Source organism: Nostoc sp. UHCC 0302 (genome assembly GCF_038096175.1).
Classification (GTDB): domain Bacteria; phylum Cyanobacteriota; class Cyanobacteriia; order Cyanobacteriales; family Nostocaceae; genus UHCC-0302.
The window spans coordinates 7,788,237-7,810,220 of the sequence record NZ_CP151099.1; the positions used below are offsets into that span (position 1 = coordinate 7,788,237).

The window sequence follows — 21,984 nt, forward strand, 5'->3', positions numbered from 1 at the left end:
CCCTCACCGACGCAAAGAGAGAAATATTCTTATACCAATTTGAAAAAAGAATGTGACAAATAGACCATCTGTAGAGACGCGATTCATCGCGTCTTCACCCAAGGATGTATTGCAATCATTAATTAAATTGGTATTAGTTTTCAACAAAAAAATCAGGGTTTCAAAGCCTCTCTCAGAGTGGGGGAGCCAGTGTGTTGCAAAGAGAAGTTGGAGCAGAAGCTTGCTCCGTAGACGCTATGCGGTGAAACAGTCCTATCGGTGAGGTTCACCTGCAATACGGTTCGGATAAGGTTTTTTAATGAAAGTTATAGATCACAAAGACGCGATAAATCGCCGTCTTTACAATAATCAGTCCTTTGTAGAGACGGCGATTTATCGCGTCTCTTCCCTTAACCGAACCTATTGGGTTCACCCCGTTGAAGCAACTGGCGTGAGACGTTTGGAGAGGGGTTTTTTAAACGTGCTGTTGAAATGCAAATTCTTCTTTGTTCCAATGGTTTTGGAATTATTGGAAGATATAGCTCTAAAATTTCTACTGCTACGAAAGTTTCATAAAAAAATTTGGGAATTATCTGATTAAGTATGTAACGTAAACATATAGGAAAATCTTATGAGCTTTATAGTTACTCTTCTAACTAGCCTGATCGCAATTCTCATTTATCTGAACACAGGCAAGATATCCAGCGAAAAGTCTCGTTTAGCAGTGCGCGGGATAACTATATTAATTGGCAGTGTTGCGATACTAAATTCCATTTCCAGGGTTTTGGTTATTGTCCCACCAGGCAATGTCGGCATCGTTAACTTCTTTGGTCAGGTTTCTGAAAACAGTCTTAATTCAGGTGTCCACTTGTTGAACCCGTTTACCAAGGTGCTGAATTTTTCCACTCGCCTTAAGGATGTGAAGGAAAACGTAGATGTAACATCCCAAGAAGGATTGAGCCTAAATCTTGATGTTAGTCTTCAGTACAAGCTCGATCCGCAGAAAGCAGCAACAGTATATAAAACAATTGGAACTGATGAGACACAACTAGTAATTTCCAGATTCCGCTCTACTGTCCGTGCCATAACAGCAAACTACCCAGCCAGTGCTATTTACTCTACCAAACGTCAAGAAATCTCTCAAAAAATCGACCAACAACTTACCCAGGAGATACCTACTTTGGGTTTCATTGTCGAAGAAGCTCTTTTACGAAACGTCAAAATGCCTGATACTCTGCAAGCTGCAATTCAAGAGAAACTAAAAGCAGAGCAACAGAACCAGCAGATGAAATTTGTTCTAGAAAAAGAGCGTCAAGAAGCACAACGAAAGCGTATTGAAGCTCAAGGTATAGCAGATTCTCAAAAAATTATCTCTGGTGGACTTACCAACCAAGTGCTGCAATTACGAGCGATTGAAGCCACAGAAAAATTAGCTCAATCTAATAATTCTAAAATTGTAATTGTTGGTTCTGAAAAAGGCGGAGTTCCTATTCTCATTCAGCCAGACGCAGGAAACTCAAAGCCTTAAAATTTATCTTAAAATTTATCTTATATGAACTTCAGGCTACAGTTGAGGATTTTCTATGTAGAGTTCATCCCTGAAAACGGTGAAGGCATACTAATTATCCTAACAATCTGATTTACAAGCGCAAAGAAGTTCTCACTATGCCGTAAAATTCGCCCTAGAAATAAAAACAAGGTTTTCATTTCCAGTATGAGCAATACACAAAGTTGGTATATTGTCAAGCATAACACTGGGAATTGCGAAATCATCCCCAGTCAGCAATTTGAGGATAATAATCCAGAGATTATAGAACAATGGGGGCCTTTTAATTCGCAAGAAGAAGCGATCGCCCGTCGTGTCGGGCTCATTCGCGCTGGCAAATGTCAGCCAGTTTAAGTTCAAAGTTAGGAGTTGGAGGTTGACAATGATGGTTTTAATTCCTAACTTCTCACTATTGACTCTTAACTCCTGTAAGGACGCGATTAATCAGGCCTCTCTTGTACTGATGCGATTAATGAGCCAGCGCGTTGCGGGGGTTCCCCCCATTGTAGCGACTGGCGTCGCGTCTCTTCATTTTTCTGCTCTGGTGCTGCCTTGAGCTGCAATTTGTTTACCTACCACTTCAACTGCTTTAGCAAATTGAGGATCTGCTAAGGTAGCGAGTTTATCACGTTCGTGGAGCCACAAGTCCTGTCGCTGGGCATCACTCAAATTTACCTTCACATCTGGATCAACCCCATGCTTGTTAATATCTTTCCCACTAGGAGTGTGATATCTAGCAATTGTTACTGCCAATCCTGAACCATCTTCCAAAGGACGTACCGATTGCACCAAGCCCTTACCAAAGGTTTGAGTACCAACCAAAGTAGCACGTTTGTTGTCCTGCAAAGCTCCCGAAAGAATTTCACTCGCGCTTGCTGAACCTTTATCCACCAATACTACCAATGGTTTATTTGTCAAGGCACGGCCATTTGCCTCTTCTCGTTCTTGCTCACCCTGGCGGTCAATGGTAGAAACAATAGTACCTTTATTCAACCACATCCGGGCGATTTCTACACTTGAGAAAAGTAAGCCACCTGGATTACCACGCAGATCCAAAATATATCCAGCTACCTGTTTGGTTTCTAGATTTTTAATAGCACCTTGCATTTCTTTGCCAGCATTGGCACTGAATTGGTTCAGGCGAATGTAGCCAAGGTTCCCCGCTGGAGTTTGCTTTTGAGAATACTTAACTGGATGGATTTCAATTCGCGATCGTTTGATGTCAAACTGTTTTGTCTGACCGTTACGTTGAATTGTTAGGCTTACTTGCGTTCCGGCTTCACCTCGAATTAGGGATACTGCTTGGTTGGTATCCATTCCTTTGGTACTTTTGCCGTCGATTTGCAGAATGACATCTTTTGCCAAAACACCAGCCTTGAAGGCTGGTGTATCTTCAATTGGCGCAATTACAACCAATTGCTTGGTTTTTTCATCCTGGCTGATTGTGATACCTATCCCTATCAGTTCCCCAGAGGTATCAACTTGCATATTCTTGAATTCTTCAGGATCCATAAACCGGGTGTAGGGATCATCTAGCTTTTTGAGCATTTCCCGGATGGACTTATACGCTTCTTGCGGATTACTGTAGGACTTGTTCTTCACATACTCGTTACGAACAGCCAGCCAATCTACCTGATTAAAAGTCCCATCTACGTAATTTCGGTATATATTCTGCCAAACTTCATCTACCAATTCCTTGGGATTAGCTTTAAATAAAGCCTGACCTCGCGAGTGAATGCCAAGGCTAGTAACTGCAATTGTGGAGAGTGTCACTGCCGTTGCACCCAAAACAAGCCTACTTTTTGTAATCACCATAATGACAGCTGCGTCAGAGGGAAAATTTATAGTCAGTATGCCCAATCTAACACAGGGTATTACTGTACAGCGTCAGGATCTATATCTTAATTTAAACAAAATACTTGACAATCTGGGGGATTAGGTACTGGGGATTGGCGATTGGGGATCTGTCTATTCTCCCCTTGCCCCTCTGCTCCCTCCTCCCCTGCTCCTCTAACCTCCCTACGGTTCTACCCAGCGTCCATCTGCTTTAATGAGGTTGATTAATTCCTCTACACCTTTGTCTTCTGGAACTTTTTTAATTTCTTCTCTGCCACGATACAAGGAAATATAACCAGGAGTTTTGCCTACATAGCCGTAGTCGGCGTCCGCCATTTCGCCTGGGCCATTTACAATGCAACCCATAACAGCTATGTCTAAGCCAGTTAGGTGTTTGGTAGCTTCCCGGACTTTGTGCAGCACTTCTTCTAAATTAAACAGAGTGCGTCCGCAGGAAGGACAAGCAACGTACTCGACCATTGTCTTCCGCAGTCCCAAAGCTTGCAGGATGCTGTAGCAGACAGGAATTTCTTTTTCTGGTGCTTCTGTAAGTGACACACGGATTGTATCACCAATGCCATCAGCAAGTAACGTAGCAATACCAGCTGTGGATTTAATCCGCCCATATTCGCCATCACCAGCTTCAGTAACGCCTAAATGCAAGGGATAATCCATACCCAGATCGTCCATGCGCTTGGCTATGAGACGATAGGCGGCTACCATCACTGGTACTCGTGAAGCTTTCATCGAAATTACTAAGTTACGGAAGTCCAAAGATTCACAGATGCGGATGAATTCTATGGCAGATTCCACCATTCCTTCAGGGGTATCACCATATGTAAATAGCATTCTTTCAGCTAGGGAACCGTGATTTACCCCAATTCGCATCGATTTACCTTGGTCGCGTAAAGAAACAACCAGTGGTGCTAAAGTTTCGCGGATTTTCTCGCCAATTTCATCAAATTCGGCTTTGGTGTATTCGGTTCTATTAAGATTTGGTTTTTCAAATACATATAATCCTGGATTAATTCGCACTTTCTCTATGTGCTTAGAGACTTCCAGAGCAATTTTCAGTCCATTGTGATGTACATCGGCCACAACTGGCACATCTTGATAAGTTTTAATTAATTTTTGTTTAATTTCTGCTAAAGCTTTAGCATGAGCCATGCTTGGTACTGTGACGCGGACAATTTCGCAGCCAATTTCATGTAGGCGACGAATAGCCGCTACAGAACCATCAATATCAAGAGTGTCTTCGTTAATCATTGACTGCACAACAACGGGGTAGCCACCGCCAATGGTGACATTTCCCACCTTTACAGGACGGGTTTTACGCCGCTTGATAGTTGTATCAAAGATAGTTTGACTCGATGTAGCGTTGGATGTGTTTACTGTAGGCAGAGTTTGCATAACCTGATTAGGTAAATTTGTTGTAGCTAAAATATCAGATTTGATAAATCTCTGTTTCCCAGATTGCCACAGCTGGGGTCTTTTTAGGTGATTAAATAGAAAAAAAAGGGAGAATGAGAAAACTAGAGAGCAAGAGCGATCGCTACACTTTGCTCATTTCTCCAGAATATACTGCTTGATAACTTTTATTTAGCTGAGTGGTGGATAGCGTTAGCGTTCCGAAGGAAAGCTTAACGTTCGCATAGCGTCTCGTAGAGAAGTTATCGCTCTCTTACTGAGTGATCTATGCTATCAGCAGCATAAATCATTCTATGATGCAATCTTTAATACCTTAAATTCACTCAGTTGCTCAGAGGGTAGCTTTAGTTCTCACCGTACTTTGACGTATCGAATTAAGCAACTTATTAGCAGCAACTTATACAATCACTAAGTTTATGCTTCATCTACCCAATAAAGATAATATCGTTCACTATCTACCCAAGCCCTATTAAAATTCTTGATAGGAGTAATCTTTAATCCATTTTGCGTTAAATTTAGTTTTTTATTTAAAATTAATAAAATTCTCTTTTTCTCTTCTTGAGTCTTTAACAAAAAATTGATTTGTATTAAAATTTCATTTTGGTTAACACCTTGACGACCTTTTTTAAATAGGGTAAAACTTCCTATTTTTTTAATCTCAGGATAGTAAAATTTGCGGTTGAGATAACCTGATAAGGGAGCCATGTTGGCATCTCGGCTAGCTACAATAAACTCCTGATCTAACTGAGATTTTTGAATATAATTAGCTGTTTCCCGACTGGCGGAAAATGGAACAATTAAATCTCTTGAAAAGCTAAAAATTCCTCCAAACAGTTGAATATAAAGGATTAACATAAAGGCAAGGTGATGCCATTTCACAAAAAAATTAAAGGAGCTTCGCTTAATAAAAAATTTATTGGACAGAAACGTAGACTCTTGATAATTAGTTTCTAACCATAACGCCGCTATAAGAATTAAATAAAAATGTCCGTAATGCCGAGGATAACCTGGAAATTTCAAGTATGTGAATGCAAATATTATAAAATTTCCTACAAGATATAAAAAGAGAGAGAATGGCTTTTTATACAACCTTATTACCGTTAAAACAACGATAAACATAATAATTAATGCACAAACAATTAAATCTAGCCATTTTCTACTTGGGATAATTAAAAAGTAACTCCCAAATAATCTACCTATGCTTCTCAAAAAATTACCGATATCTAATTTAGTTACCCATCCATTACTTAACCCACCATGAAGATAACTGTCTACTGGAGGAGTAATAATATAAATTGACAAAATAAAAGAAAATATAATAATTCCAATACTTAAAAATAAATCACATTTTGGGCTTTGGCTAAAATACTGTTTCCGATGTTCTCTATCAAAACAAAATTCTACTATTAAAGTCAACAACAAAGAAAATGCCACAAACAAAGCATAAACACTGCTATTGGCTAGCAAGCCCAATAAAATTGCTAAGTAAAAATAAGTTTTTTTTCTAGATGTAAACATTGTGCAAAAAACAATAACAAATAGCAAACTAAATGCATAGTTTCGAGAAATCAAAAGATATTCATAAAAGGGATAAAAACCAAATGAAAAAAGAAATTTTTGTTTATAATTAAAAGGGCTATAAAAGCAAAAAATAGCCACCGAAGCAATTGTAATAGCCAAATGAAATATTTGCATTGCAATAGGGTTATCAGCTATTTTCCTCACAAATGCCAGAGAAAAATACCACAGTACAGGATGCCCTTCGTAATGAATACTTGCAATCAAATCTCCAAAAGATTCACTATCTCTAACAATTAGCCAGGGATTTATTTCATCTCGCCACATCGAATGGTTGAGAATACCTATTAAACCGAGAAATGAGAAAATAATTATAATCCACCAAGGAGAATGAAAAGAGAACCTCGAAATTGGATTATTTATTTTTTTGATTAGCATTGTTAGTTCAGAATCTTTTATATTTTATAAAAAAAATAATAATTAAATGATTATTGATTTTAATTATTATATATTGTTTAAGAAAATTAAATTTAAATTTGAATAATTTGCAAACTAGATTTATTTTTCTTAGTTTAGTATGCAGCAAATTGCTGAGGCTTTATTTTTTCATACTTGTTTGTGTAGCGATCGCTTACTTACTGAGTTATAAATACTATCAGCAATGCTATAATTTTATCAGTTCACCTTCAATAGCTGCATCACCACAAAATCGATATTTATTATCTCCAAAAACAAATAAAAAAATTAAAAACTAACTTGCAGTATTAAAACTACCTCTAAGTGCAGATTTTATATGAACGCCCAAACAATAAACCAACTACCCATTCCTTCATGTTTCAACCCCGAAAAAGTCAGCGAAGTCTGGCGTGTAACTTACCAAGAACGTGCCACAGAAGCTGAAGCCTGGGCAAAACAACACAATATTAAACCAGCATCTATTGATAAAATCCGTATTTGTCTACTATTAATCGATGTTCAAAACACCTTTTGCATTCCAGAATTTGAATTATTTGTAGGAGGAAATTCTGGGAAGGGAGCAGTAGATGATAACCGAAGGCTCTGTGAATTTATTTATCAGAATTTGAGTTTAATAACTACAATTGTGCCTACATTAGACACGCATAAAACAACACAAATTTTCCATCCTATTTTTTGGATAAATTCAGCCTACGAACATCCTATACCAGCAGCTACTAACATAACTCCTCAAGATATTGAAAAAGGCATCTGGAAAGTTAACCCAGCAGTTGCTAATAGTATTACTAATGGCGATTATGAATTACTAGAAAAACACGCTTATCACTACGTTAAACAACTAAGCCAAAATGGTAAATATCCCCTTACAGTTTGGCCTTATCATTCTATGTTGGGTGGTATTGGTCATGCCTTAGTTTCGTCTGTAGAAGAAGCGTTATTTTTTCATTGTATTGCTCGTCAGAGCCAAACACAGTTTGAAATTAAAGGTGAAAATCCTTTAACAGAAAACTATTCTATTTTACGCCCAGAGGTGTTAGAAGATTTCGAACAACGTCCACTTGCTCAAAAAAACACTCGACTAATTAAACAACTATTAGAATTTGATGCTGTCATTATTGCCGGTCAAGCTAAAAGTCATTGCGTAGCTTGGACAATTGATGATTTATTAACAGAAATTAAACAGGTAGATGCTACCCTTGCTCAAAAAGTCTATTTATTAGAAGATTGTACTTCCCCTGTGGTTGTTCCAGGTGTAGTGGACTACACGCAGCAGGCCGAAGATGCTTTTGCCAGGTTTGCAGCAGCAGGAATGCATATAGTAAAATCTACTGAAAAAATAGAATTTGGGAATTGGAAATAAGGCATTGAAAGTGCTGAGTTAGAAGTTATTTCTTCTTTATCTTTTCAAATAACCTTTTGGATCTTCTGCTACCCAACCTAGAGATGAGCTAGAACGCATTTCAAAATGCAGGTGTGGTTGTCTAGAAGTTGGTTGTCCACTAGTGCCTACTGTTCCTATTAAGTCTCCTTTGTTCACTTGCTGACCAACAGTAACTTTGATACCGTCAAGTTGGGCATAGCGACTTTGGAGTCCGCCACCGTGATTAATTATTACCAACTTCCCATAAGTACCCTGTTCGCTAGCAAAAGCTACAGTTCCAGGAGCGATCGCTTCTACAGGAGTGCCTACTGCTGCTAATAAATCAACACCGCTATGAAAGAATACTTTACCTGTAGAAGGATTAATTTGCCAGCCGTAAGCTAACCCCACAGTTGCCTCTTGCGCCAAGGGGTAACCAGCGATGGAAACACGTTTGGGAATGTTTGTACTAGTAAGCGGGCGGGACTCAGTTACAAAACCATTAGGTGACCAATTTACCCCTGGAACAAAGACTATTCTGGGATCTTTTTGGCAGCCATTTACCTCAAACAATGTATCAGCACGGACTTTATACTTTGCTGCTACTTCTCGCCAAGTCTGACCGCGAGGCACTTCAACCACAACCCCGTTGTAAGGAGGAATCTGAAGTATGCTACCAACGGTAATTGTACCGTTTTGTAAAGCTGGATTCATCCCGATAATAGTTGCAGGAATAAGATTGTAGCGCTGCGCTATACTCTCCACATTTTCGCCACGAGCCACTTTATGGCGCTGGAAGCGAGATAGAGCCGGAGTTGGACAAGCCTCTACAGCAGCGTTGGCACTGTTCGAGTTTGGCAGTATGGATACTAGCCCCAAGACACTAAATAAGCTACAAAGAAATAGTTGACGATAAGGTAAATTCATGTATACACGTCAAGAGCGCATTAACTTTAGATTTTAGATGGGGAGTGAGAGGAGATAAGGGAGCAGAAGAGAATAAACAAATTCCCTATTCCCTAATACTCATGACTTAATCCAAAATCCTATTGTTTCTATCTAAATTGATCTGTCCACTTACCGTTTGCTTGACTACACTTAACTTAGAAATTAGCAACTGCATTGCTGTCCTTAAGCGTAATGAGTATGAATTTATCCTTAAAGCAACTGGCTATCTATTTGTCTTTAGTGGCGATTGGCGGCGGTGCAGGTTTGTTTGGCAGTCGCTATCTCCTGCCAGAAAATCGCTCGTTTCAGCAGCTAAAAAATGTAACAATAACTCTGCCTCCTGAGTCTGTAGTTCCTAATCCTGGGGATGGACGGATTGGGGCTAGTGGGGGCGAAAATGTGAATTTTATTGCTACGGCAGTGCAAAAAGTTGGCCCAGCGGTGGTGCGAATTAATGCTACCCGTAAAGTGGCAAATCCTATTTCTGATGCTTTGAAAAATCCACTCTTACGGCGATTCTTTGGAGAAGACGAACAACCAATTCCCCAAGAACGGATTGAGCGCGGTACAGGGTCAGGTTTTATTTTGAGCGAAGATGGAGAATTACTTACCAATGCTCATGTAGTAGCAGACACGGATACAGTACAAGTCACCCTCAAGGATGGTCGGACTTTTGAGGGAAAAGTCGCGGGAATTGATGCTGTAACAGATGTAGCAGTCGTGAAAATTAGCGCCAATGATTTGCCTACAGTGAAGTTGGGCAATTCGCAAAACTTAGTTCCAGGACAATGGGCGATCGCTATTGGTAATCCCCTGGGTTTAGATAATACTGTAACCATTGGGATCATCAGTGCTACGGATCGCACCAGCGCTCAAGTGGGTGTCCCAGATAAGCGTGTCAGCTTTATCCAAACTGATGCGGCAATTAATCCTGGTAATTCTGGTGGCCCCTTATTGAACGCTCAAGGCGAAGTCATTGGCGTTAACACTGCTATCCGTGCCGATGCTCAAGGACTCGGTTTTGCCATCCCGATTGAAACTGCTGCCCGCATTGCCAATGAACTGTTTACCAAAGGGCGTGTGCAACATCCATATTTGGGTATTGAAATGGCAGACCTTTCGCCCACTAAAAAATTGCAAATTAATCAAGAAAATCAGCTCAACATTCAGCAGGACACAGGAATTGTCATTAAAGGAGTTCTCGACAATTCCCCAGCCAAGCGTGGAGGATTGCTTCCTGGAGACGTGATTCAAAAAATTAACGGGAAACCTGTCAAAACATCTGCCCAAGTTCAGAGGCTAGTAGAGTCTAGTTCAGTCGGAGATATTCTGACGCTTGAAGTCAACCGCAGTGGTAAAGTTCAAAGCTTCAAAGTGCAGTCAGGAGCCTACCCACAAAAATAGCTCAGAGTCAATAGTCCGTAGTTTAAGAATTTTTGACTATTGACTACTGACTATTGACTATTGATTGTTAGACAAATGCTCTAACTGCATTCTTTGTTCCATCTGGCGCAGAAAATACCCCGTCATCATTGCCGACGCTAAAAGTCCTGCTAGATTTTCCCGGTCTGTTGTGATTTGCACGTTGAAATTTTCTGCCGGGAGCATTCCCACTAGCCCTTGGACATTTTGCGAGATGATTTGTTTTATTTCAGGGCTAACAGACTGGGCAACACGGGCTAAAACATCAGGAGACTGATGCTGTAGATATTTTAGTAACTGATTGGGGTATTCGTCAGAGTGGTCATTTAGAAGCTGATTCGGGTGTTCCTCAGAGTTGTCATTTAGAAAGTCAGGATTAAACACCATTGGCAATTTATTGAGCTTACTTGCTAGTTCTACTCTAAACCATAGTACAAGGGTAGCGCATTCACCACGGGTATAATACGTTAACTCTACCCAGAGAGCAGGACGAGGGGCAGGGAAGTGGAGGGAAAAGAAGAACTTAATGCAAGTTATTGCCCTATATCTCCTGCATTCCCTATCTCCCTATTCTCTGCCCAGTAACCAATCCCCACTTTCCCACTCCCTTTATTTTGCTTCTAGTTGTAGTTCTAGTTCTAATTGTTCTTCCTTCTCACTGATTGCAAATATTTGTGGAAGTTGTTCGATTTGGAAATACTGATGAAATTTAGAGGTTACTTGCAGCGAGTAGGAACGAGAGTCACTATCTCGGCGTTTCCGGACAAACCCAAGTTCCACTAGTTCTGGAACGTGTTGATATACTCCTGAACCGCGCAGATTAATTAAGTCACTTTGGAGTATAGGACTATTGAGGGCGATCGCTGCTAAAGTCCGCAATGCACCTACACCCAATTCTACTGGAATCAGCGTTTGCACTAAATCATGAAAGTCTGACCGCAACTGCAAACTGTAACCATCTGGGGTTTCTACAACTTCTAAGGCAGTATCTCGGCGGGCATAATTGTCCATCAGTTCAATGATGCCTTCTTTAATTTTGGCGCGATCGCACGCTGCGTACTCGGCGATTTCGCCGAGCGACAGGGGCTTACCCTTTAAATAGAGAATCGCTTCTATCTTTGTCGCTATGGGTGTAATCATTTAATCATTAGTCATTAGTGATTAGTCATCAGTCATTAGTCATTTACAACTGACAATTGACGCCTGACAAAGGACAATCAACAAATGTGTGGGATTGTATCAAAATTTATTAAAATCGTCAACCGAAGCAGAAGAAGAGAGAAGAACTAAGAATTTTGAATTATTTTTCCCTCTTCTTGAACTTATAAACCTCTGTTGTTGAGGATAAATTCGGCGATCGCTAAATCTTGTGGAGTGGTCACTTTCAAATTTGTTTCCTCTCCTTCAACAATCCGCACTTGGATGCCGCACCTTTCAAACAAAGCGGCATCATCAGTTACTTCCCAACCCAGACGAACACCTTCAGCATGGCACTGTTTTAATAATTTGACATCAAATCCTTGGGGAGTTTGTGCCGCCCACAGTTGCCGTCGGTCGGGCGTACTCTGAATTATGCCATTATCATCAACAATTTTAATCGTGTCTTTGACTGAGACAGCAGCAATTAAACCAGGACAATGGTGAATCGCTTGGGCGCAAGAGTTGAGTAAATCTGGTGTGACAAGGCATCTAGCCCCATCGTGAATCAACACTTGTTTGGCATCGGCTGGCAGCGCCTGTAAGCCGTTGTAAACTGACTCTTGGCGGGTAGAACCACCGAGAATTAATTCCACTGGTTTAGTCAGTTTCAAGTCGGCAAGAATTTTTTTTAAGTCAGTCCAGTCAGCAGACTGATAAATAATTCCAATCCAACTGATTGTACTTGCCGCTTCTGCGGCTTTGAGAGTCCAGGCAATAATCGGTTGCGATCGCACTTCAAGCAGGAGTTTATTGCGGGTACTACGCATCCTTTTTCCGACTCCGGCAGCGGGAATTAGTAAATACACAGAATTCCTCAATCTTTAGGCTATATATTTTCCCCTAAAATAGGGAGCGAGTAAGCGTCAATAAATATTATGCGAGTAGTAGCCCTTGTCCCTGGCGGAATTGGCGACCAAATTCTCTTTTTTCCGACTTTAGATGACCTGAAGCGCTATTACCCCAACGCTCAGATAGATGTTGTTGTGGAACCCCGGTCAAAGTCTGCCTACCGTGTGAGCAAATCAGTTCACGAAGTACTAAGCTTTGACTACAAAGACCGTAACAGTATGGCTGATTGGGGCAACTTAGTGGGTACGATTCGCGATCGCGAGTACGATGTTGCCATTAGTGCTAGGCAAAGCTGGTTAGTTAGTCTTTTACTTTGGTTAACAGGAATTCCCAAACGCATTGGCTACCAAGGCAAAGGAGCAGTTTTTCTTACCGACCTTGTGCCATTGAAAACAGCTCAGTATGCAGCCGCTGCATACCATGACTTGCTGCAACCATTTGGCGTAAACGCCCCTACCCCAGAACTAAAAGTAAATGTACCAAAGCCAGATATTGAGTGGGCGCAAACAGAACAGAAACGCTTAGGCGTGCATGAAACAGGCTATGTTTTGATTTATAGCGGTTCTGATGAGTTGTCCCATTATCCAGTTAAGAACTGGCGGCAAATAATTCAAGATTTACAAAATAAGCAGCCGGATCTACCTGTAGTAATCATTAAGGAGCCTGACGATGAAAAATTTGTGCGATCGCTTTTGGCCTCCACTCCAAATCTCAAGGTGATTTCCCCAAATGATATTGGCAAATTAACCGCCATAATTGGTGGGGCAAGTTTATTTTTGTCCACTGAAAGTGCGCCATTGCACCTAAGCGTGGCAGTCCAAACTTATACCATTGCCTTACTTGGTTCCACAGATCCAACTAAGTTATTGCCAAAAAGCGATAAATTCCTGGCAATTCAATCTCCCACGGGAAAAATTGCAGATATTTCTCCCAAAGTAGTCTTGGATAAAATCTGGGGGGGATGAGCGAGCAGAGGGGCAGGGAGCAGGGGAGCGGAGGAGCGGAGGGGAAAGAAAAAGAACTTAATGCAAGTTCTTGCCCGCTATCTCCTCCGCTCCCTATCCCCCAGTCCCCAATCCCTAATTCCCACTGCCCATTTAAAAAATCTCAAATAAAGCATCATCTAACTCATAACCAAGCATTTGTGCCATCGACTTCAGTCGCGATAGACTCGGAATATTCTGCTGTTTGAGCCAATCACCTAAAATAAAAATTTTGTGCATCAAAAAGATTTCTAAAGCTTCAGGATTGTACTGAATGCCTTCTTGGGAGCTGAATTGATGTGGTACAAGCATCGCGGCGTAACGAGCAAATTCTCCAGCTTTCCAATCTAGCAAAAATGGCAACCAGGGATATTTGGCATCTAGCCGAACAAACCACAGCCGGACTTCTGGAATTTCTGAAAGTTCTCGCGGATCACCTGGTTCCAAATCGTATTTAATATCAAAGCACAACTGCTGTTCATGGGAAGCTATTTCTCCCTCTTGCAACAGTTGTTCAATTACCGTTGACGCAGGCGACAAATCCAGATGGTTTATGGAGTCATTGTTAAGGGTAATCGTGATTGTCATTGACTCAGCAGCCACTTTCTTTATGCTCAATTGTAGGATCGAGAATTCACAGTAGCAGCTTTCCCGGATTGACGCTACATTAGCTTTGAGGTTGTTATCGTCTTTTAGCACCTTGGGCGTTTTAACCAAAAAATGGCGAAACACTCCAAAAATATCTCTTTCCTAGAGTGGCTACAGGGCTTTGCTTGGCACATTAATTGGTATTTACTGATTGTTTTTTTGTTCGCTCTTGGTCAGCTAATACAAAATTTTGAACAATTCTATAGATATTCGCATAAAAGTTTATCAGCCATTCTGACTTGATTACACGATTAATAGGGTCAGGATTGGTTGACTTTGGTAGGCGAAACACCTACCTCAAGGTGGACATTTGCAACAATTTTAAGTTAAAGTTGTAATGAGTTTGTTTTAGCTTAAGGTGTGGCTAAACAACTGTCAGCAAGCAAAAAGATTATTACCCCAACCTGTTCTTCCGCAGCATCAAAAGCCAAGACACAAGTACAGGTAGAAGCTCGGTGTGCAATATCCTTGCATAAAGGCAACTGTTGAACATTGACATGGGAAAATTCCCGTAACAGTTAATAAACTGTAATATGCAAAAACAAGTAATTTCTACAAAACCAATTCGTTCCCTAGAAGATGCTCTTGAGCGGTGTCAAGTGCTGGGTATGCGCGTCAGTCGCCAGCGTCGCTTTATTCTGGAACTACTTTGGCAGGCTAATGAGCATCTTTCTGCTAGAGAGATTTATGATCGCTTAAACCACCAAGGTAAAGAAATCGGTCATACTTCTGTGTATCAAAATTTAGAAGCTTTATCTAGTCAAGGCATAATCGAGTCTATTGAACGCTGTGACGGGCGTTTATATGGCAATATCAGTGACTCCCACAGTCATGTTCACTGTGTGGATACAAATCAAATTCTTGATGTACATATAGAACTGCCAGAAGATATTATCCACAAAATTGAAGAACAAACAGGAGTGCGGATTACTGAATACAGTATTAACTTTTATGGCTACCGCAACTCACAAGAAAGTTAATAATAGCTAAACGATTGTAGAAGTTCTAAAGCGTTCACGCAGTGTGCCGTATAGTGGACAGTTGTAGAAGTTCTAAAGCGTTCACGCAGTGTGCCGTAAGTATCGATTGATTTATTTAGCTAAATCTTGAAAATGACAATCAGCTTTTATGCATGAAGTCCACGAAACGGACTTCATTTTTATGGCTATAACTTCACTCTTGGGCTACTTTTCCGGCAGTAGAGTATAGTATCATGCCTACCAGCGCCGAATACTCAGGTTCACTTAATTACACAACGAATAGCTGCCTCTGGCAATTATGATTAATTTATAACTTTGCGAAAACAGTAATAATAGGGGGAACTAGGCTTAGTATCAGAGCTGTTTTCTGACTAGGAAAATAACAGTGCTTGTGTAGTTGAGCAGACTATGAGCGATCGCCCACTAAAATTATTACTTATTGACCAAGATCCAATTTTTCGTTTGGGATTACAGGTAGCTCTAGATGCAATTCCTAACTTGGAAGTTGTAGCCGCTGTAGAAAGTGATACTTCTGCCTTGCAAACTTTAGCAGAAATCGGTCAACAATATCCTCATCAAGTAAATTTGGTAGTTTTAGAATTAGGTAATGTCCGCTCTCTTGTCAGTCAGCAGCTAGGTTTGCAATTCTGTCAGGAATTGAGAGTTTTATATCCTAACCTACCAATCATGCTCCTTAGTTCTATCCAAGACCAAAAAGTCTTAATGGCAGCAAGAGATATTGGTGTAAATGGGTACTGTCCTAAAGGCACACCTGTTTCGGAGTTAGTCGCCGCTATGCAAGAAATAGCAGAGGGTGGTTTCTATTGGTTTGATGAGAGAACGACATTAGAAGAGGGAGAGATTGGAAGAGGGGGAGAATTTTTACAGATTAGAACTGAGAACTCACCTCTGCCCTTGGCTAGATTGCGAAATAATTTACGTTTATCAGGAATTGGTTACATTGAGGCTACCCTAGCAGCAGTAACGAGACAATTGCAAATACCTGGAGTACTATTACTAGACCGAGCAATTCTAGCTGGGCAACGGCGAGAACTGCTAGCAGCTCGTTGGCTGCTGAATCGGTTATTAATCTTACCACAAGAAAGGCAAAAAGAGCAGCAGAGGCGGATTACCTCGCCTAGACAACCGCCTCCCATTCCTTCCTTAAGTACTGCTGTCACCACATTAGATTCGCAACAAAGTCAAACTCTGCCATCTTCCTTCAACTCCAGAGCGCTGCAATCTGCTTTATTTGCATCTTGTGTTAGTAAACTCCAATTTCCCTTACAAAATGTCACAGATGAACCCTTAGAAATTGACATTTTTCGTGAAGATAAAAGACGAGAATTACTTTATCTGATACTACAAAAAGTTGCTGACCAGTTGGAAGAAATGAGAGCTTCTCAAGTCGATATTATTCAGCTATATGAAATAAAAAATACTTTATTACGTGATTTATGGCAAAGAGCAACCACGGATTTTTTTGGTAAATTTTCTCGAATTAAAGTTAGTAATAAGAATATAGAAATTGTTGATTTACTACTGCAAAATACACAAATTGTCCAAAAAGAAATTTTAAATTCAATTCCGCTAGTGACAGAGTTATTTTCTTATTTGCTATTTAAAACAGATTTACAAGTAGATAACACTTCTTATCCAGCAGTTAGTGTCGAAGCAAAGTCACAAGCACTAATGATTTTAGAGAATTTATTAATTCAAATTGCAAATGGAGTAGTACAACCATTACTGAATTATTTAGCAGATGTTGAAATAATCAAGCAAAATTTTTACACTCGTCAATTAATTTCTACAAGGGAGATTGAGCGTTTTAGAAATAATTTATCGTGGAAATATACTTTAAATAATTTAATAAAAGAGCCAAAAGCTGTTTTTGAAAGCCGTTACGAGCTATTTGTAATTGCACCTCGTGGTATTGCTAAAACTTCGATTTATGCGCCTCGGAGCCAAGAGTTAGCCCGGCTTTCTAATATTCCCCTCTTCGTAACACTACTTTTAGAATTTAGAGATGCGATCGCACCTCGGTTACAATCACTTTTAGCTTTTTTAGGCAGTGGGATTGTCTTCGTTCTTACTCAAGTAATTGGTCGGGGTTTAGGTCTAATAGGTCGTGGTATTCTACAAGGTATTGGCAGTGTGTCGTTGACAGAAAAAAACTTACGAAAAAATAGCGATCGGCCTAAGTGATGAAGGAGAAAGATAAGAGGGATAAATAATATTTCTTTTCCTATCTCATAACAAATGACCAATGACAAATGACAAATGACAAATGACCAACAGTAATATTATTGGGCTAGCAGCTTCTTATGCTTATGCCACTGGTTTACTAGTCCTTGGTGAAGGGCTACGTAGAATATTTGGTTTTCAACCCGACCTAACCCGTAAAGTGATTCATATTGGTGCAGGGATGTGGGTTTTCGGTATCCTGTGGCTATTTAGCAACTGGAAAATTGGAATTATCCCCTTTGCTACATTTATCGGACTCAACTATCTGTTTTACCGTTACCGATTCATCGGCGCAATGGATAGTGAGGATAGCTCACCTGGTACTGTTTACTTCGCCATTTCAGTGACCTTGCTGTTCGGGTTATTGTGGCGACCAGATGGCCCAGTAGATAATGTTCCTATCGCTGTAGCTGGCGTGATGGCGATGACTTGGGGAGATGCACTAGCAGCATTAATCGGCAAGCGCTTCGGAAAACACAAATATCAAGTAGGAAATTCTGTACGTTCCTGGGAGGGTTCGGCAGCGATGTTTGTAGCAAGTACGGTGGCGATGTTCTTGGTGCTGCTGCTATTACCTAGTTCATCACTGAGCCTCCTAGCAACGCCACACAGTATAGAATGGTCTTTTTTGGTCGCAGTAATAAGTGCTTTTTTTGCAACCCTAGCTGAGGCAGTGTCGCCCCACGGTACAGATAATTTAAGCGTGCCACTGGTCGCAGCAGGAGTAGTATGGATACTAATTCATAATTTATAATTCGTAATTCGTAATTCGTAATTCGTAATTAATACGTAGTGGTGTGACACAGGTAGAGATGATTTTCAACTAGGAGTGACAACAAATTTTTAATTACTGTTTCCTGACTCCTGACTCACAAATTCCAATTACGGCGAAAATGAAAGAAACCTTCTAAAAACTCTTGCAAAGCGATATTGCTATTTAACTTTTGCTTATTCCACTCTCTTGCAGTTTGTTCCAAAATTTCTGAGTAACTGGGATAAATTGGAGATAAATTTGCTAAATGTTTAACTTTAATTTTTCGGGATATTGCTAAAGCAATCAAATTAATTAACTCTCCAGCTGCTGCCCCTAATATCGAAGCTCCTAAAATTTCTCCGTTGCTCAGCACAATTAATTTACAAATACCAGTAGTTTCGTCATTTATTTGAGCTGCTGCTACTGTTTTAAAATAGTGTTGCAAAACTAAGACTTCATTTCGATTGAATTGCCGTTTAGCCTGTTTCTCTGTTAAACCCACTTGCGCCAGCGTTGGCTGAGAAAATACTGCCCAAGGAATGCTTTGATAATTAACTCGGAATTTTGTGAAAAAGAGTGCATTTTTCAGGGCGATTCTGGCTTCGTAATTAGCAACATTAGCAAAATCATAACCACCAATTACATCACCACAAGCGTAAATGTGGTGGTTAGTAGTTTGCAGTTTATCATTTACTACTAAGCGATGCTGATACCATTTCACACCTACCGTTGCCAGATTTAAAGATTCAACATTTGGCTGCTGTCCAGTGGCTACTAAAATCTCATCAGTTTCAATTGCCTTATCTCCTGCCTGAATCCACTTTTTATCTTCAATTCGCCTTACCTGAGTGACTGGCGTTTCAGTTAGGACACGTATACCTTCAACTTCCAATTGCGCTTGCAGCAGTATGGCTATCTCAGGGTCAATATGGGGCAAAATATACGGATATTTGACTACTAGCGTGACGCTGCAACCTAACCGACTTAAAGTTTGAGCTATTTCAATACTTTGAGGAACGCCACCGATAATTACCCAATTTTTAGGTAGTTTTGATTTATTTAAGGATGAGTAAATATTAGATAAGCTAAGGTAGCCAGTAGCTTGTAATCCATCAATATCAGGAATTGCCGGACGCGAACCAGTAGCTAGCAAATAGTTACGTGCGGTAAGCAAACGGCTATTCACGGAAAAAGCCAATTGGGGAGAGGATTGAAATTGACCACTACCAAAGATTACATCAACTCCCAGTGCGGCTAGGATGCCGGGAGAATGCTGTTCTTCGAGATTTGAGACGACAGATTGAGCATATAGCATCCTCTCTTGCCATGCCACAGGTAATTGATTGTCTTGAAAAGTTTGCTCTTGGGGAGCCACTCCGTTAGGCGGTTCTGTCGGCTTGTTCGCTGAAAGCGTTCCCGTTGGCGCAGCATCTCCATTAGCAAAAGGGTAGGAAGTGGCGTGGTTACCACCAAGTCTGAACTTTTCGCTTTTTTCTGCGGTATTGGGCTGTGAGGGATGAATACCCGAATACTGCTTAATGTTGCTGATTTTGCTAAGTGCTTGGTGATAAATAAACCCGTAATTTACTTTGGGTTCCACTAGAGCGACTGTAGCGCCTAGTTGGGTTGCAGTCAGGGCAGCATAGTATCCAGCAAGACTGCCACCAATAATTACGATATCGTAGTCAATAGCCACATGAATTTAGAGTTATAAGTTAACAGACAGAAAACAGGAGTTAGGAGTTAATTTTAAACTCCCAACTCAGAACTTCTAACTTTCTTTTAGCGCTGTTAGTAAGCGTTGATTATCAGACTCAGAGCGTACAGCAATCCGGAAAAAGCGATCGCCAAGTTCTTTAAAACTTAAACAATCGCGAATTAAAATTTGATGATCTTTAAGTAATTGTTGCTGTAACTGCAAAGTAGACTGTTGTGATTCAACTAGTAAAAAGTTAGCAGCACTTTCTTGGGGTTGCAATCCTGGTATGGAAGCTAAGCCGTGAAAGAGGTGATTTCTTGCAGGTGGTAGCCATTTCCAGCTTTGCTCTTGAAACTCTGTATCTTGGAGTACCGCAATTGCAGCTGCGGCTGCGAGCGTGTTGACAGGCCAGGGGTCACGCCATAACTGCCATTTAGATAAGCGGTCAGGGTGAGCGATCGCATATCCCAGTCGCAATCCTGGAAGACTATAGAATTTCGTCAGCGATCGCAATATTACTAAATTCGCATATTCCTGTACCACCGAAATTAGGCTTTGTTCCTCATTAGGGGTGACAAAATCCATAAACGCTTCATCCACCACTACCAAAGCAAACTGCTCCAGGTAAGGCAAAATAGAGTCCCGCGAAAATAGCTTTCCTGTTGGGTTGTTAGGGTTATTCAGCAGTAGTGCTTTCTCGTTTGTTCCCGAAAGTCTGTAGACGCTGCTGTGACTTCCCGCAGAAGCCTCTACAGACTTCTCTGTTTGTGCTTTATCAAGCAAAAACGACAAATCAGCTAAATGCTCTTGAGAAGGCTCCCCAAAAAGCTTGACTAATGATGTAGACCTTTCGGGGGCTGCCTCACCATAACCAATCCCTAATGATAAAGGACACTCCAGGACTTCAGCGTTATACGCACTCAGGGTTCGGTAATAGTCACCAAAGGCTGGAGTAATTAAGACTGTTGCGGATAATTCTGCTAATTCCCTACCTGCTAAAGTAAGTAATTCTGCTGAGCCGTTACCCGGCAGAATCCACTCAGGCGGCAATTGATGGAAGTGACTGAGAGCTAGTCTCAGTTCACTGTAGTTTGGATCTGGATAGTGCCTAATATTACTTAGTTGGGACTGAATAGCAGCGATCGCGCTGTTTGGTGGCCCCAATGGGCTGATGCTAGCAGAAAAATCCAGAATAGCATCACGGGGACAGCCAGCCAGTGCTGCTGCCCAGGCTAAATTTCCCCCGTGTGCAGGTTGCCGCATCAAAATCAGATTCCCAAAAGAAGAATCTATGATTTTGGGGGTGCTACCTTTTCTCTAAACAGCTTTCCTGCCGAGAACGCGGGAACCTTCGTTGCTGGAATTTCCATTTTTTCATTGGTTTTAGGGTTACGACCTTCACGGGCTTTACGTTCCCGTGATTCAAACGAGCCAAATCCGACTAGCGTTACTTTATCGCCAGAAGAAACAGCTTCGATAATCGTCTCTAAAGCGGCAGTTAAAACTGCATCCGCTTGTTTTTTAGTAACGCTAGCCTTTTCAGCTACAGCATCAACCAATTCACCTTTGTTCATGTCAAACTCCTTAAGGTTTATTTGAGATTCTCTATAGATACACCCTGATGTACCTTTTACTGAAATCTCTGTTTAGAGATATACAAAAGTCATCCTTTGGGAGCATTTTTACTCAAAATGGCTGCAAATCCCATCGGCTCGACTTTTCAATGAATCATTCTAAGGTGTTGAAGCCTGTAGTGGATAGATGAAACCATTAATTTATATAGATTTCAGGATTTTTTGTGATTTTCGGCTGATTGTTTCACTAAAAACCACCAAAAAGTAGGAATAAATACTTAGTAAATACCCTTGTTATGAGGGGAACAGGAGGTGGCGAGTGAGAAAGTGGAAAAGATTTGTGTAGCTGTTCTCAACTGACACAGAGGGAAATGAGGAAACTTGTCAAAAATTATTCTTCCCATTCCCCAAGTTTTTTATAATCTGTTGTGGAGTAAAATCCTAGTTTCTGCGGATGTTGTTATCGCCGCCATAGTTTAGTTCTCCCTTGGTATACACCAAGATGTTATGCTTACGACTTTTAAACAAATCATACTAAG

General features: G+C 40.7%; 20 protein-coding genes. 9 read left to right on the forward strand and 11 right to left on the reverse strand.

Features of this window, described 5'->3' with window-relative positions; all coding sequences use genetic code 11:
• Positions 1–298 precede the first annotated feature (298 nt).
• The 3 genes from WKK05_RS33755 (at position 299) to WKK05_RS33765 (ending at position 1,879) form a co-directional block, all read left to right on the forward strand.
• Complete coding sequence (locus WKK05_RS33755) at positions 299–580, forward strand: hypothetical protein (RefSeq protein WP_341527326.1); 282 nt, start codon at positions 299–301, stop codon at positions 578–580.
• Positions 581–610: 30 nt separating this feature from the next.
• The gene (locus WKK05_RS33760) at positions 611–1,507 is read left to right on the forward strand and encodes a prohibitin family protein (protein ID WP_341527327.1); all 897 of its coding nucleotides are present in this window, start codon (positions 611–613) and stop codon (positions 1,505–1,507) included.
• A gap of 186 nt (positions 1,508–1,693) precedes the next feature.
• Positions 1,694–1,879 carry a DDE transposase family protein gene (locus WKK05_RS33765; RefSeq protein ID WP_341527328.1) on the forward strand — a complete coding sequence of 62 codons (186 nt, stop codon included), beginning with the start codon at positions 1,694–1,696 and terminating at the stop codon, positions 1,877–1,879.
• 174 nt (positions 1,880–2,053) lie between these two features.
• Here the strand turns inward: WKK05_RS33765 and ctpC are convergent, their stop codons facing one another.
• The 3 genes from ctpC to WKK05_RS33780 form a co-directional block, all read right to left on the reverse strand.
• Positions 2,054–3,340, reverse strand: coding sequence for a carboxyl-terminal processing protease CtpC (gene ctpC / locus WKK05_RS33770; protein ID WP_341527329.1), 1,287 nt, complete (start codon positions 3,338–3,340; stop codon positions 2,054–2,056).
• A gap of 204 nt (positions 3,341–3,544) precedes the next feature.
• Entirely contained in the window at positions 3,545–4,771 is a 1,227-nt protein-coding gene (gene ispG, locus WKK05_RS33775; RefSeq protein WP_341527330.1) for a (E)-4-hydroxy-3-methylbut-2-enyl-diphosphate synthase, read from the reverse strand.
• A 432-nt stretch (positions 4,772–5,203) separates the two neighbouring features.
• A complete protein-coding gene (locus WKK05_RS33780; protein ID WP_341527331.1) occupies positions 5,204–6,745 on the reverse strand; it encodes a hypothetical protein in 1,542 nt (513 codons plus the stop codon).
• Positions 6,746–7,100: 355 nt separating this feature from the next.
• Between WKK05_RS33780 and WKK05_RS33785 the strand changes: the two genes are divergently transcribed.
• Positions 7,101–8,144 carry an isochorismatase gene (locus WKK05_RS33785; protein WP_341527332.1) on the forward strand — a complete coding sequence of 348 codons (1,044 nt, stop codon included), beginning with the start codon at positions 7,101–7,103 and terminating at the stop codon, positions 8,142–8,144.
• A gap of 36 nt (positions 8,145–8,180) precedes the next feature.
• Here WKK05_RS33785 and WKK05_RS33790 read toward each other — a convergent pair whose 3' ends face one another.
• Positions 8,181–9,071, reverse strand: coding sequence for a M23 family metallopeptidase (locus WKK05_RS33790; protein WP_341527333.1), 891 nt, complete (start codon positions 9,069–9,071; stop codon positions 8,181–8,183).
• Positions 9,072–9,290: 219 nt separating this feature from the next.
• Here WKK05_RS33790 and WKK05_RS33795 point away from each other — a divergent pair, with 219 nt between their 5' ends.
• Entirely contained in the window at positions 9,291–10,496 is a 1,206-nt protein-coding gene (locus WKK05_RS33795; RefSeq protein WP_341527334.1) for an HhoA/HhoB/HtrA family serine endopeptidase, read from the forward strand.
• A gap of 57 nt (positions 10,497–10,553) precedes the next feature.
• Here WKK05_RS33795 and WKK05_RS33800 read toward each other — a convergent pair whose 3' ends face one another.
• The 3 genes from WKK05_RS33800 to ispD form a co-directional block, all read right to left on the reverse strand.
• A complete protein-coding gene (locus WKK05_RS33800; RefSeq protein WP_341527335.1) occupies positions 10,554–10,901 on the reverse strand; it encodes a DUF760 domain-containing protein in 348 nt (115 codons plus the stop codon).
• A gap of 222 nt (positions 10,902–11,123) precedes the next feature.
• Positions 11,124–11,654, reverse strand: coding sequence for an SMC-Scp complex subunit ScpB (scpB, locus tag WKK05_RS33805; RefSeq protein WP_341527336.1), 531 nt, complete (start codon positions 11,652–11,654; stop codon positions 11,124–11,126).
• Between the two features lie 182 nt (positions 11,655–11,836).
• Positions 11,837–12,520 (reverse strand): 2-C-methyl-D-erythritol 4-phosphate cytidylyltransferase, encoded by a 684-nt coding sequence (gene ispD, locus WKK05_RS33810; protein WP_341527337.1) that lies wholly within the window; start codon positions 12,518–12,520, stop codon positions 11,837–11,839.
• Positions 12,521–12,589: 69 nt separating this feature from the next.
• Here ispD and WKK05_RS33815 point away from each other — a divergent pair, with 69 nt between their 5' ends.
• Positions 12,590–13,528, forward strand: a complete 939-nt coding sequence (locus WKK05_RS33815; protein WP_341527338.1) for a glycosyltransferase family 9 protein — start codon at positions 12,590–12,592, stop codon at positions 13,526–13,528.
• A 132-nt stretch (positions 13,529–13,660) separates the two neighbouring features.
• Here the strand turns inward: WKK05_RS33815 and WKK05_RS33820 are convergent, their stop codons facing one another.
• A complete protein-coding gene (locus WKK05_RS33820) occupies positions 13,661–14,134 on the reverse strand; it encodes a CRR6 family NdhI maturation factor (RefSeq protein WP_341527339.1) in 474 nt (157 codons plus the stop codon).
• A 593-nt stretch (positions 14,135–14,727) separates the two neighbouring features.
• Between WKK05_RS33820 and WKK05_RS33825 the strand changes: the two genes are divergently transcribed.
• From WKK05_RS33825 to WKK05_RS33835, 3 genes are all read left to right on the forward strand, one after another.
• Positions 14,728–15,174 (forward strand): Fur family transcriptional regulator, encoded by a 447-nt coding sequence (locus tag WKK05_RS33825; protein ID WP_341527340.1) that lies wholly within the window; start codon positions 14,728–14,730, stop codon positions 15,172–15,174.
• A gap of 408 nt (positions 15,175–15,582) precedes the next feature.
• Positions 15,583–17,379 (forward strand): DUF3685 domain-containing protein, encoded by a 1,797-nt coding sequence (locus tag WKK05_RS33830; RefSeq protein WP_341527341.1) that lies wholly within the window; start codon positions 15,583–15,585, stop codon positions 17,377–17,379.
• 82 nt (positions 17,380–17,461) lie between these two features.
• The gene (locus WKK05_RS33835; protein ID WP_341527342.1) at positions 17,462–18,172 is read left to right on the forward strand and encodes a phosphatidate cytidylyltransferase; all 711 of its coding nucleotides are present in this window, start codon (positions 17,462–17,464) and stop codon (positions 18,170–18,172) included.
• A 115-nt stretch (positions 18,173–18,287) separates the two neighbouring features.
• Here WKK05_RS33835 and WKK05_RS33840 read toward each other — a convergent pair whose 3' ends face one another.
• The 3 genes from WKK05_RS33840 to WKK05_RS33850 all read right to left on the reverse strand — a co-directional run bounded on the left by WKK05_RS33840 (position 18,288) and on the right by WKK05_RS33850 (position 21,445).
• On the reverse strand, positions 18,288–19,868 hold the full coding sequence (locus WKK05_RS33840; RefSeq protein WP_341527343.1) for an NAD(P)/FAD-dependent oxidoreductase: 1,581 nt from the start codon (positions 19,866–19,868) through the stop codon (positions 18,288–18,290).
• Positions 19,869–19,943: 75 nt separating this feature from the next.
• Positions 19,944–21,134 carry a threonine-phosphate decarboxylase CobD gene (gene cobD, locus WKK05_RS33845; RefSeq protein ID WP_341527344.1) on the reverse strand — a complete coding sequence of 397 codons (1,191 nt, stop codon included), beginning with the start codon at positions 21,132–21,134 and terminating at the stop codon, positions 19,944–19,946.
• Positions 21,135–21,160: 26 nt separating this feature from the next.
• A complete protein-coding gene (locus WKK05_RS33850; RefSeq protein WP_009457351.1) occupies positions 21,161–21,445 on the reverse strand; it encodes an HU family DNA-binding protein in 285 nt (94 codons plus the stop codon).
• Positions 21,446–21,984 lie beyond the last annotated feature (539 nt).